General features: G+C 41.3%; 12 protein-coding genes. 7 read left to right on the top strand and 5 right to left on the bottom strand.

Annotation, left to right across the window (positions count from 1 at the left end):
- The first annotated feature begins 74 nt into the window (after window positions 1–74).
- The 5 genes from thiC (at window position 75) to gluQRS (ending at window position 5,159) form a co-directional block, all read left to right on the top strand.
- The gene (gene thiC / locus CSB87_RS10945) at window positions 75–1,952 is read left to right on the top strand and encodes a phosphomethylpyrimidine synthase ThiC (protein ID WP_001072857.1); all 1,878 of its coding nucleotides are present in this window, start codon (window positions 75–77) and stop codon (window positions 1,950–1,952) included.
- Between the two features lie 75 nt (window positions 1,953–2,027).
- Window positions 2,028–2,654, top strand: coding sequence for an NUDIX domain-containing protein (locus tag CSB87_RS10940; RefSeq protein WP_031952228.1), 627 nt, complete (start codon window positions 2,028–2,030; stop codon window positions 2,652–2,654).
- A 4-nt stretch (window positions 2,655–2,658) separates the two neighbouring features.
- Window positions 2,659–3,471 (top strand): 3',5'-cyclic-AMP phosphodiesterase, encoded by an 813-nt coding sequence (gene cpdA, locus CSB87_RS10935; protein WP_031952226.1) that lies wholly within the window; start codon window positions 2,659–2,661, stop codon window positions 3,469–3,471.
- Between the two features lie 210 nt (window positions 3,472–3,681).
- Window positions 3,682–4,218, top strand: coding sequence for an RNA polymerase-binding protein DksA (dksA, locus tag CSB87_RS10930; RefSeq protein WP_001262524.1), 537 nt, complete (start codon window positions 3,682–3,684; stop codon window positions 4,216–4,218).
- Between the two features lie 2 nt (window positions 4,219–4,220).
- Window positions 4,221–5,159: a tRNA glutamyl-Q(34) synthetase GluQRS gene (gluQRS, locus tag CSB87_RS10925; protein WP_031952223.1), complete on the top strand. Its 939-nt coding sequence runs from the start codon at window positions 4,221–4,223 to the stop codon at window positions 5,157–5,159.
- A gap of 50 nt (window positions 5,160–5,209) precedes the next feature.
- Here the strand turns inward: gluQRS and ftsW are convergent, their stop codons facing one another.
- The 5 genes from ftsW to CSB87_RS10895 all read right to left on the bottom strand — a co-directional run bounded on the left by ftsW (window position 5,210) and on the right by CSB87_RS10895 (window position 10,302).
- A complete protein-coding gene (gene ftsW / locus CSB87_RS10920; RefSeq protein WP_004710933.1) occupies window positions 5,210–6,406 on the bottom strand; it encodes a putative lipid II flippase FtsW in 1,197 nt (398 codons plus the stop codon).
- Window positions 6,407–6,430: 24 nt separating this feature from the next.
- Entirely contained in the window at window positions 6,431–7,777 is a 1,347-nt protein-coding gene (gene murD, locus CSB87_RS10915; protein ID WP_031952221.1) for a UDP-N-acetylmuramoyl-L-alanine--D-glutamate ligase, read from the bottom strand.
- A 147-nt stretch (window positions 7,778–7,924) separates the two neighbouring features.
- Window positions 7,925–8,176: a DUF6587 family protein gene (locus tag CSB87_RS10905; protein ID WP_031952219.1), complete on the bottom strand. Its 252-nt coding sequence runs from the start codon at window positions 8,174–8,176 to the stop codon at window positions 7,925–7,927.
- A 12-nt stretch (window positions 8,177–8,188) separates the two neighbouring features.
- On the bottom strand, window positions 8,189–10,045 hold the full coding sequence (gene feoB / locus CSB87_RS10900) for a ferrous iron transporter B (RefSeq protein WP_031952217.1): 1,857 nt from the start codon (window positions 10,043–10,045) through the stop codon (window positions 8,189–8,191).
- Window positions 10,042–10,302, bottom strand: a complete 261-nt coding sequence (locus CSB87_RS10895) for a FeoA family protein (protein WP_002053176.1) — start codon at window positions 10,300–10,302, stop codon at window positions 10,042–10,044. The genes feoB and CSB87_RS10895 overlap by 4 nt, the downstream gene beginning before the upstream one ends.
- Window positions 10,303–10,445: 143 nt before the next feature.
- Between CSB87_RS10895 and xerD the strand changes: the two genes are divergently transcribed.
- Together xerD and CSB87_RS10885 are read left to right on the top strand one after the other, a co-directional pair.
- Window positions 10,446–11,366, top strand: coding sequence for a site-specific tyrosine recombinase XerD (gene xerD / locus CSB87_RS10890; protein ID WP_031952213.1), 921 nt, complete (start codon window positions 10,446–10,448; stop codon window positions 11,364–11,366).
- 146 nt (window positions 11,367–11,512) lie between these two features.
- Complete coding sequence (locus CSB87_RS10885; RefSeq protein WP_004710941.1) at window positions 11,513–12,328, top strand: DsbC family protein; 816 nt, start codon at window positions 11,513–11,515, stop codon at window positions 12,326–12,328.
- Window positions 12,329–12,430: the final 102 nt, after the last annotated feature.

Here is a 12,430-nt window from a genome sequence, read left to right as displayed (position 1 = left end):
ATCTAGTTCAAGATAAATCCGCCATCGTTTTTGGTCGTGCTTGATTCGTTGATGTTATTCATAAGGATCATGTGATGAACCAATTAACGAATCTCTCTTCTGCTGAAATTTCAGCACAACATGAACAAGATGCAAAAGATTTAACCCGCATCTTACCCGCTTCAAAAAAAGTTTATATTGAAGGCTCTCGCCCTGATATTCAGGTTCCAATGCGAGAAATTTCTTTAACTGACACCCCAACTGGCCTTGGTGGTGAGCACAACCCACCTATTATGGTGTATGACACTTCAGGTGTTTATACTGACCCAAATGTTCAAATTGATTTAAACAAAGGTTTACCTTCAGTTCGCCAAAAATGGATTGAAGAACGTAACGATACTGACGTACTTTCGGGTTTAACTTCAAAGTTTGGTCAGGAGCGTTTAAAAGATATTCGTACTGCTGATATTCGCTTTGCACATATTCAAAACCCACGCCGCGCTAAAGCAGGCAAAAATGTCACTCAAATGCACTATGCCAAGCAAGGTATTATTACGCCTGAAATGGAATATATTGCGATTCGTGAAAATCAGCGTCAACGTGAAGCTGTAGATATGCGCCAGCACCCAGGTCAAAACTTTGGTGCGAAAAACTTAAAAGAAATTACACCTGAGTTTGTTCGCCAAGAAGTTGCCGAAGGCCGCGCTATTATTCCTGCCAACATTAACCACCCAGAACTTGAGCCAATGATTATTGGCCGTAATTTCTTGGTTAAGATTAATGCCAATATTGGTAACTCAGCGCTTGGCTCTTCAATTGATGAAGAAGTTGCGAAAATGACATGGGCAACCCGTTGGGGTGCTGACACTATTATGGACTTGTCTACAGGTAAAAATATTCATGAAACACGTGAATGGATTATTCGTAACTCACCTGTTCCAATCGGTACCGTACCTATTTATCAAGCGCTTGAAAAAGTGGATGGTGTTGCAGAAGACCTAACTTGGGAAATCTTCAAAGACACACTGATTGAACAAGCTGAGCAAGGCGTTGATTACTTCACCATTCACGCAGGTGTATTGCTTCGCTATGTGCCACTTACAGCAAACCGTTTAACGGGTATTGTGTCTCGTGGTGGTTCAATCATGGCGCAGTGGTGCCTCGCTCATCATGAAGAGAACTTCTTATACACACACTTCGACGAAATCTGTGAAATTATGAAAGCCTATGACGTGTCATTTAGCTTAGGCGATGGCTTACGTCCGGGTTGTATTCAAGATGCAAATGACGAAGCGCAGTTCAGTGAACTTAAAACATTGGGTGAGCTTACACACCGTGCATGGGAACATGATGTTCAGGTCATGATTGAAGGTCCGGGCCATGTACCAATGCACATGATTAAAGAGAACATGGACTTGCAGTTAGAGGTATGTAAAGAAGCACCATTCTATACACTTGGGCCTTTAACTACAGACATCGCTCCGGGTTATGATCACATTACTTCTGCAATTGGCGCAGCTATGATTGGTTGGTATGGCACAGCAATGCTTTGTTATGTGACACCAAAAGAGCATTTAGGTTTGCCAAACAAGAAAGATGTAAAAGACGGAATTATTACCTACAAGATTGCAGCACACGCAGCCGATCTTGCCAAAGGCCATCCGGGTGCACAGGTTCGTGATAATGCCTTGTCTAAAGCACGTTTCGAATTCCGTTGGGATGATCAGTTCAACCTAAGCCTAGATCCAGATACAGCACGCAGCATGCATGACGAGACTTTACCAAAAGAAGCGCATAAATCTGCACACTTTTGCTCAATGTGTGGTCCAAAATTCTGTTCAATGAAAATCACCCAGAATGTACGTGACTATGCCAACAATCTCACCAATAGCGATTCAGAGGTTGAAGAAGGCCTCAAAGCAATGAAAGAGGTTTACCAAGAGCAAGGACAAAAACTGTATCATAAAGTGTAAATATTCAAAAAAAACACTTGCCTAGCCATGATTCTCGGTTAGGATGAAATAAATAGATTTCGTCCTGATCGAATCATGAGTATTGTCGAGCATCCAAGTTATACATCTAAAGATGTCGAAGTAACATCACGTGAACCTCTGTTCAGTGGTTTTATTCAAGTTGAAAAAGTCAGCCTTCGACATCGTCTATTTAATCAATCTGAATATACTCCTGTATTGCAGCGCGAACTTGTGCATCGACCTGAAGCGGCTGGTGTCCTACTCTACAATGACCAAAAACAACAGTTTGCCCTAATTGAACAGTTTCGTGTTGGTGCTTTAGATGACTCTCAATCGCCGTGGCAACTCGAAATTATTGCAGGCGTGTTAGATGGCAATGAGTCACCAGAAAGTTGTATTCGCCGTGAAAGCCTTGAAGAATCAGGTTGTGAAGTTCAGGATTTAGAGCATCTATTTAGTTTTTACCCATCAGCAGGCGCCTGTTCAGAATTATTTCATCTATATGTCGCCGAAACCAATTTACCTGCTGTAGGCGGTGTTTTTGGAGTAGATGATGAGGGTGAAAATATTCAGCTGCATTTGTTTAGTTATAGCGAAATTCAAACACTACTCGACAGCGGACGTTTAAGAAATGCCCCTGTTATTATGGCATTACAATGGCTGGCTCAACACAGCAAAACGATAATAAATCCGAAGAGGTAGGACGGTGACTTTCCAAGTCTCAACACTTTCACAAAAAAATCATGTCATCATACAAATTACCGATACACATTTATTGGAGTATCCACAGCTAGAATTTGTGGGGATGAATCCTGAAGAAAGTTTCCATGCCATTATCCAGCAGATATTGAAACAACATCCAGAAGCGGACGCGATTATTCATACCGGAGACCTCGCACAAGCCCCAACCCCTATTACCTACAAGCGTTATATCAGCTTTATGCAAACCTTAGGTTTGCCTTTTTTCCACACGCTCGGTAATCATGACAATGTGGACTACTTTCCACTGCATAACGAAAATCATCAGGAACCTGTGGTGGTCGGTTTAGGGAATTGGCGCATCATTATGCTCAACAGTGCCGTAAAGGGAAAAGTAGATGGTCATTTGTCATTGGAACAATTAGAAAATTTAGAAAACTTACTTGAGCAATTTGCAGATCATCCAGTTCTGCTGGCTTGCCATCATCACCCATTTGCCATGAAATCAAAATGGATTGATCATCATAAGCTACAAAACTCAAATGCACTGCTAGATACGTTAAGCCCATTTAAAAATGTAAAGGCTTTAGTTTGTGGACACGTACATCAAGACTCTCTTAATATTTGGCAAGGTATCGAATTTTTCTCGACACCTTCCACAAGTGTACAATTTAAACCGTTTAGTAACGATTTTGCACTCGATCAAAATGCACCGGGTTACCGTTACATTCGTCTGAATAATGATGGTACTTTTGAAACAAAAGTGTTTCGACTTGAAAATTTCGAAACCCATATAAACACTGATATTTCAGGATATTAGTCCTAAATTGAATACCTCTATGAGGAATTATGACTAGGGCAAACACGTTTTGAAATTATTTACGGGATAGAATGACTATCATCTTGCAGGAAAAATCTATATGATGACGACCCGATGGAAAAATCCATCGATGGTTTTCTATAAAAACACTTGCATATCACCATATTTTTTGCGTATAGATAATACGTGTATGATGAGGAATGCCCTATTATGGCGAATGACAACCACAACCAAGTTTTGGATGAACATACAGAAGTTGTAGTAGAAGGTGATAAAGCTTCTGCAAAACGTGCACGTAAAGTGAAACCTAAAACTTCTGACGTAGGCTCAACTGCAAGTTTATTTGGTATTGCACCTTATCAACCTAAGAAAAATGAAGAGTACATGTCTGAAGGACAGCTCGAGCATTTCCGACAAATTCTGCAAGCATGGAAAGCTGAATTAATGTCTGAAGTTGATCGTACTTTAAATACGATGCAAGATGAATCAACTGCATTGCCAGACGTAAATGACCGTGCTACCCAAGAAGAAGAATTTGCAATTGAATTACGTACACGTGACCGTGAACGTAAATTAATTCGTAAAATCGAACAATCTCTTGAAGCGATTAAAAACGAAGACTACGGTTTCTGTGAAACTTGTGGTATCGAAATCGGCTTACGTCGTTTAGAAGCACGTCCAACTGCAACGTTATGTATTGACTGCAAAACCTTGGCAGAAATTAAAGAGAAGCAAAATAACGGTTAATTGTGACGGTTAAGAATTCTCCAGCCGAGCTTAGTTCGGCTCTTGCGAATCAGCGGAACAATGTTCCGCTTAATCGCTGCTCATACTCAGGTCGGTTTGCGCCCTCGCCAACCGGCCCTTTACATTTCGGATCACTGATTACTGCTGTTGCCAGTTACTGTGATGCTAGAGCTCACAAAGGGCGATGGTTTGTTCGTGTTGAAGATACTGACATTCCACGCATCTATCCCGGTAGTGAAGACCATATACTCGCGTCAATTGAAGCTTTTCAGTTCGATCCTGATGCAGAGATCATCTTTCAAAAAGACCGCCTAAATATTTATGAAAGCGTATTAGACCAACTTAAAAAAGAAGGTTTAGTTTACGCATGTCAGTGTACCCGTAAAATGCTCGGTTCAAATGCAATCTATGCAGGTACTTGCCGTGATTTGCTTCTCGATTTTCAAGATCAAGCGATTCGCGTTAAAGTTCAGGATCAGCAGATCTGTTTCGATGATCGATTGCAAGGACTTCATTGTTCTAATCTACAACATGACCTTGGTGACTTTGTTCTTAAACGCCGTGATGGCATTATTAACTATCAACTTGCTGTTGTCGTGGATGACTACTTACAAGGTATTACACACGTTGTTCGTGGTGCAGACCTTTTAGATAACACTGAACGCCAAATCTGGCTGGGTCAGCTCCTCGGTTACCCTAAACTAAGCTATATGCATCTTCCTCTGGCTATGAATGATCAGGGGCAAAAGCTTTCTAAACAAAATCTTGCTCAAGCACTCGATTTAACTAAAGCACCTGAATTACTTCAACACGCCATACAAGCCCTAGGTCAACCCAAGGTTGATTTAGATCGCCCTGAAGTGATGCTCAAGCAAGCTGTAGCGCAGTGGAATGTAGATTTAATTCCTCACGGACAAGAGCTTGGCGGAATATATTTATAAATAAAAAAAGCCCGATTCGATATCGGGCTTTTCATAACAACTGAAATAGTTTAGAAGTTCGATTCTTCTCTTTCAGGGTTTACTTCTTGAGTTGATGCATCAATCTTTAAGATCAAGCTAATCATAGCTGCACACATCATTAAAGACGTACCACCATAACTAATAAATGGCAGAGTTAAACCTTTGGTTGGCATTAAGCCCATGTTCATACCCGCATTTACCAAAATCTGGAGTAAGAAAATAATACTAATACCGTAAGCCAAATAGCCCGCGCGAAGATAATGATGTTTCAAGGCACGGTGTCCAATTTTGATACAACAAGCCAACATCAAGAAAGATAAGCCAATGACAATCGAAATACCAAAGAAGCCAAACTCTTCGCCTAACACGGCCAACATAAAGTCAGTATGCGCTTCTGGTAAATAAGATAGCTTTTGAACACTATGCCCTAAGCCTGTTCCAAACCATTCACCACGGCCAAAGGCCATGAGTGCATTTGATAACTGATAACCCACACCTAATGGATCTGCCCATGGGTCGGTAAACGAAATCAAACGCTGGAAACGGTAAGGCTCAAACAAGATCAAAAACACGATACCGGTGACAATCGCACCAAGCATAATTAAGAACTGTGTTGGCGGCGCACCAGCTAAAAAGAACACGCCGACCATCATCATGACAATAACGATCGTCGCACCCAAGTCAGGCTCGGCAATAATTAAACCGACCGTAATCGCCATCACACCACTTAAACGCAGTAAACCTTTCCAGTGCGTACGAACCTCTTTAGCACGGCGTACCACGTAGTCTGCCGTAAAGATTGCCATCATGACTTTGGCAACCTCTGTAGGCTGTAAGGTAAAACCACCGATTTTAATCCAACGTGTAGAACCATTGACTTCCGAACCTACTGCCAAAGCAGCAAGTAACAGAACCATGGTTAACAACCACAGCGGAAACGTATTTTTAAACCATGTATTGAGTGAGATTCGGTAAGTCAAATACGCCACGACCCCAGCAACCGCAATAGATATCGCATGGCGGATGACATAGTGAAACGGGTTCTCATGCATATATTCTGCATAAGGCATCGAAGCAGATGCTACCATCACCGAACCGATACATAACAATGCAACGACACAGAAAATCAAGACATTACGTGGCGTCACTTCCGCTGGCCATTTCGGCAATATCCGTTCATACCAATGATTGATTTTCTGGATTGTGGTCTGAGCTAAGCCTGCCATACTACATTCCTAATCATATTTTCTTTAAACCAACGAATTGACGCAGGCAACAAACTGCTGACCACGGTCATTATAACTTTTAAACATATCAAAACTTGCACATGCTGGTGATAGCAATACCACATCTTCAGCTTGTGTTTCACGTTGACATATCTCGACAGCTTCTTTAAGTGTTGCCGCATGTAAAATTTTAGTTGCACCTTGAATGGCCTGCTCGATGACAGGCGCATCTTCACCAATCAATACCACAACTTTGGCATACTTTTCGATAGAAGAACGTAAAGGAGTAAAGTCTTGACCTTTACCCTGCCCACCTAAAATTAGGGCAACTTTACCTTTTTTCACTTCAATCGCAGCACCTAAACCATCAATTGCTGCAAGTGTAGCGCCAACATTGGTTCCTTTTGAGTCATTGTAATAACGTACATCATGTACGGTCTTTACATACTCACAGCGGTGCTCTAAACCTTTAAAGTGTTTTAAAGTTTCAAGCATAGATTCCATAGGTAAGCCAATTGCTTCACCCAATGCTAAACACGCTAAAGCATTGGCTACGTTGTGCATACCTTGAATATATAAGTCTGAGCTTTTAATTAAACGCTGCAAGCCACGAGCAAGCCACAGTGTACCGTCAGCATCTCTTAAAACGCCGTACTGGTTTAAGTCAGGTGCATTTAGACCAAAGCTTTGCATTGGCGTTGTATCAGGTACAAGAGGACGGCTTAAAGCATCATCACGGTTAAATACAACTTTCTTGACACCTTGGAAAATACGGTGCTTTGCTTGGTGATACCCCAGCATATTGCCATGACGATCTAAGTGATCTTCACTCATGTTCAGTACCACAGCTACCTCAGCATTTAAGTGAGATGTGGTTTCTAACTGGAAGCTTGATAACTCAAGTACCAATAACTCTGGTTGATCTTTAAGTAAATCTAGAGCTGGGCGACCAAGGTTACCACCAACGGCAACTTTCTTACCTGCATCTTTAGCCATTAAGCCCATTAAAGTAGTAACAGTACTCTTCGCGTTAGAGCCTGTAATCGCAACAATCGGCACATCAGTTGCACGGCGAAGTAGCTGAATATCACCCACCACAGAAATCCCTTGAGCAATGGCAGCCTGAATTTCTGGTAATTGTGGGGCAAGGCCCGGGCTTAAAATAATTTCTTCTGCTTGTAGTAATAATTCTTGGTCGAGTTGACCAAAACTGGTCTTCACATCTGCAGGAATTTGATCATGTCCAGGAGGTGTGGGGCGAGAATCCGTTACTGCAACTTGGTAGCCTTGTTCATGCAGGAAATTTACAGCAGAAACACCTGATATACCCAAGCCTGCTACAACTTTTAACCCACCACGTTGTATTAACATTTTTGCCCCACAATTTATCAATCGACAGAATGGCAAAAATGTTAGCACTTTGCTGTTTTGAATACTTTTTCAGTTTGACTTTTATTCTACTTTTTTTGTGTCAGTGCGTAAAAAAGCCATCATTCGATGGCTTTTTATACAGAAAAATTAACGCCACTTCACCGTTTGTACCGGAGCGGACTTTTGTGCAGGAGTATCATCAGCAGAACAACCACAATTACCGCCACAACCAGCAGCCTGTTTAGGCTTCAGCCATGTCGCCAAACGCTGCCAGCCCAACCGTTGACACTGGGTTGATAGGGCAAGAAATACTGAAGCGGATGTTTGAGGAAATACTTTTTTAAAGACAACAATGGCACTCCACAACACCAATACAGCAACAATAAGGTAATCAAACATAAGCGCCTCCTATTAACCCCAAATGCGTGATGCAATTTGGTAAGTTAAAAATGACATGAGATAAGCCAAACCAAATAGATAAGCTGTCATGACTGCCACATGTTTCCATGAACCTGTTTCACGGCGTACCGTTGCCAAAGTTGCTAAACAATGTGGTGCATAAACAAACCAGACCAATAAAGACAAGCCTGTAGCCAGTGACCAGCCTGTGCCATTTGCACTAATCAAATGGGCAAGCCCTTGTGCAACAGCATTATCATCAGCACCAGACAACGCATATACCGTACCTAATGCTGCGACCACAACTTCACGAGCAGCCATCGCAGGAATTAAAGCCACCACGATTTGCCAGTTAAAGCCAAGCGGTGCGAATAAAGGCTGAATAAAGTGCCCTGCCATACCCGCAAAGCTATAATCAATTGCCGGTAGCGTTGCACCTTCTGGTGCTTGAGGGAAAGTACACAAGAACCAAAGAATAATGGTTAATGCAACAATAATCCCACCAACACGACGTAAGAAAATCTTTGCGCGTTCCATCAACCCAATAGCAATACTTTTTGGGTCAGGAAAACGATAACTTGGTAACTCCATTAACAAGGCATGTTGTGATTTGTCTTTACGCAAGAACTTCATCACAAAGGCAACACAAAGCGCACTTAAGATACCCGCCATGTATAAACCAAACAGCACCAAACCTTGTAAGTTGAAAATCCCTAGAACAGTTTGACTTGGAATAAATGCACCGATTAACAAGGCATAGACAGGCAAACGTGCCGAACATGTCATGAGAGGTGCAACCATGATCGTGGTAAAACGGTCACGTGAATCACTAATACTTCGGGTTGCCATAATGCCGGGAATCGCACAGGCAAAACTCGACAATAATGGAATAAAAGAACGGCCACTCAAGCCAGCTTTAAACATTAATTTATCGAGCAAGAACGCTGCACGCGGTAAATAACCTGATTCTTCGAGTACCAAAATAAAGAAGAATAGAATCAAAATTTGTGGCAAGAATGCCAATACTGTGCCCGCTCCCGCGAGAACACCATCTACCACTAAACTGCGTAGCACAGGCTGATGAATAGCTCCATTTAACCATTCACCTAACCATGGGATTACGCCATCTTCAATTGCAGCTTTAAAAGGTTCAGCCCAAGCAAATACCGCCTGAAAGACAATAAACATCATCACTGCCAAGCTGAGTAAACCCAACACAGGATGTAAGAAAATTCGATCTAGAAAATCAGTACGCTTATCATCATGATCAACAAAATTGACCACATCTTTAAAAATCATTTCGATTTTCTGATGATGCCCACCACTTAAACCACTCAGTTCAGTATGAGGTACGGTATATTTTTCTTGATCGAGCGCATGCAATAAATTTTCAATACCTGAATTACGTACGGCAACCGTTTCAACAACAGGAACACCTAAACGCTCAGAGAGTTTCTGTGTATTGATTTGAATACCGCGACGGCGCGCTTCATCCATCATGTTCAATACAACCAGAATTGGACGCCCTAATTCAATAATTTCAAGCACCAAACCCAAATGCAGTTTTAAGTTCGTCGCATCGACAATACATAAAAAAGCATCTTGCTGCCCTTCTTCGGCAATTTTGCCTTGGCAGACATCACGGGTAATTTCTTCATCTGGGCTAGTTGCCTGCAGACTATAGGTACCCGGTAAATCTAGTACACGAACTGCACGGCCTGAAGGTAATTGAAAGTTACCGACTTTACGCTCTACAGTTACACCCGCATAGTTAGCAACTTTTTGTCTTGTTCCAGTTAAATGGTTAAACAGCGAAGTTTTACCGCAGTTCGGGTTTCCCACAAGGGCAATACGTAGCGCATTACTCATGCGGGTACTCCTTCTAACTGAATCTCGATTTTTTCCGCTTCCGCCTTACGTAAAGCGAAACGAGTAAAGCCAATTTGGATTAAGATCGGATCACCACCAAAAATACCTTTGGTAATCACCTCTACTCGAGTACCTGGTACAAAGCCCAAGCTTTCCAAACGAATTGCGACCAAATCTTGTTGCTCGGATGTTTGTGTCATCCGATCTACTTTGGTGATGGTAGCCGCTTGCTTCACTTTCAACGCTGATAAACGCACCGCATCCGATCCTAAACCTTTTTTACTAGTATACATATAAATGAGAATAATTACCAAATAAGGTTAAATTTCAATTCTCACCTACTTTAATCGACAAATCTTAAAGTTTCTTTTAAAGTACAGTGGTTTAGAGGACATTGTTTATGATAAATAAGAAACCGCGTATTCCAAGCCCTGTTCAAATTCCTGAACATTTGAGCTTTTTACAAGGTTTTCGCGACTATTTAGTTGCACAAACAGTAAGTCCACATACTCGTAATGCCTATTTATCTGACCTGATTCAATGCAGCGAGCTTCATAAAAAAAATAGCTTGCCGAAATGGTCGAGTGATGACATTTCTGATGTCCTCATTGAACTTACCAAAATAGGAAAAAGTCCACGCTCAATTGCACGTTGTTTATCTGCCCTACGCCAGTTTTACAAATTTTTACGCGAACAAAAATTACGAAGCGATAACCCGGTAGCGACACATCACTCGCCCAAAATTGGCCGAGCTTTACCCAAGGATTTATCAGAAGAAGATGTCGAAGCACTGATTCAAGCGCCTGACATTACAACAGCTTTGGGGTTACGTGACCGAGCAATGTTTGAAGTGCTTTATGCATGTGGTTTACGTGTTTCCGAGCTAATCAACTTGCGCTTGGAGCTAATCAATTTAAAACAAGGCTATTTACGTATTACTGGTAAAGGCAATAAAGAACGTTTAGTACCATTAGGCCAATATGCTTGTGACTGGGTAGAACGCTACTTAAATGATGCACGTCCACAACTTTATAAAACTTCCACTGACTATTTATTTTTAACTCAACATGGCGGAATCATGAGCCGTCAGAATTTTTGGTATGCCATTAAACGATATGCACTACAAGCCAATATTCAGGCTGAGCTGTCGCCTCATACCTTACGCCATGCCTTTGCAACACACTTGCTCAATCACGGCGCTGACTTACGCGTAGTACAAATGTTACTGGGCCATAGTGACTTATCTACTACCCAAATCTATACTCATGTAGCACAAGTAAGAATGCAACAATTACATGAAAAACATCACCCTAGAGGTTAAAAATTTTTAAACGAATTATATGAAATACACCGAACAATCATTTGATTTCGTTCACAAAGGTTAAGAAAGTTTTAACAATACACACTAGATTTTTTGTTATGCTTAGCAGCTTCTGACTATAAATACTGATGAAATAAGGGTTATCTATGTCCTTTACCCGATCTCAAATTTTTCTTGCCTGTGCTTTGGCTTCTAGCTTGTTGTTCAGTGCTTGTTCTAAAGAAAACAAACCACAAAAAGAAGATGCGCTCACAGCGACCGCACCTGCTACTGGGGAAGCTTCAACCATCATTGAACGCAATGCTAAACAGCGTTTAATCGAAACTTTGCAAAAACAATTTAAGAATGCAAACATCAACGTCAAAATTTTAGATATCAAACCGACTGAAGTACCTAATTTATATTGGGTAAACCTTGAAGGTATGACTTCTGTTTATACGACAAGTGATGGTAAGTACCTTATTCAAGGTGATGTCATCCGTTTAGGCGGTAAAGAACTGCATAATATTGGCGACAACCTTCAAGCATCAGAAAACAAAAAGCACCTTGCTGCTTTAAAAAATGAAGATTTGATTGTTTACCCAGCTAAAGGTGGTAAAGCTAAACATGTAATTTATGTGTTTACCGATGCAAGTTGTCCTTATTGCCACAAATTACATGAGCATTTAGCCGAGATTAATGAGAAAGGCATTGAGGTTCGTTACATTGCGTGGCCACGCGGCGAACAATTTATGCCAACGATGGAAGCCGTTTGGTGTAGTGCAGACCGTAAAGCTGCATTTAATCAAGCTGTACAAGGCATTAGTATTCCACCTGCTCAATGTAAAAATCCTGTTCGCGAACAATATCAACTTGGTTTAAACATGGGTGTAAATGGTACTCCAGCCATCTACAACGTTGACGGACAATATCTCGGTGGCTACTTAACACCAGATGAGTTAGTTAAACGTCTGGATAAATAATATTCTCAATTTTGATGAATAGTTCACCAGTTATCTTGTACACAAAGCGCTGCTCTTATTGCAGCGCTTTGTTTTTTCAATAAATAGTTCTTTACATGCCAG

It is taken from the genome of Acinetobacter sp. AR_0276, from assembly GCF_003000705.1.
Classification (GTDB): Bacteria; Pseudomonadota; Gammaproteobacteria; order Pseudomonadales; family Moraxellaceae; genus Acinetobacter; species Acinetobacter nosocomialis.
This window is presented reverse-complemented; position numbering and strand designations above follow the sequence as displayed.

Excerpts from the sequence above, each read along its gene's own strand:
- dksA (WP_001262524.1), top strand. The coding sequence starts at position 3,682 with ATGGCGAATGACAACCACAACCAAGTTTTGGATGAACATACAGAAGTT.
- feoB (WP_031952217.1), bottom strand. The coding sequence starts at position 10,045 with ATGAGTAATGCGCTACGTATTGCCCTTGTGGGAAACCCGAACTGCGGT.
- murD (WP_031952221.1), bottom strand. The coding sequence starts at position 7,777 with ATGTTAATACAACGTGGTGGGTTAAAAGTTGTAGCAGGCTTGGGTATA.
- CSB87_RS10905 (WP_031952219.1), bottom strand. The coding sequence starts at position 8,176 with ATGTTTGATTACCTTATTGTTGCTGTATTGGTGTTGTGGAGTGCCATT.
- ftsW (WP_004710933.1), bottom strand. The coding sequence starts at position 6,406 with ATGGCAGGCTTAGCTCAGACCACAATCCAGAAAATCAATCATTGGTAT.
- CSB87_RS10940 (WP_031952228.1), top strand. The coding sequence starts at position 2,028 with ATGAGTATTGTCGAGCATCCAAGTTATACATCTAAAGATGTCGAAGTA.
- CSB87_RS10885 (WP_004710941.1), top strand. The coding sequence starts at position 11,513 with ATGTCCTTTACCCGATCTCAAATTTTTCTTGCCTGTGCTTTGGCTTCT.
- thiC (WP_001072857.1), top strand. The coding sequence starts at position 75 with ATGAACCAATTAACGAATCTCTCTTCTGCTGAAATTTCAGCACAACAT.
- xerD (WP_031952213.1), top strand. The coding sequence starts at position 10,446 with ATGATAAATAAGAAACCGCGTATTCCAAGCCCTGTTCAAATTCCTGAA.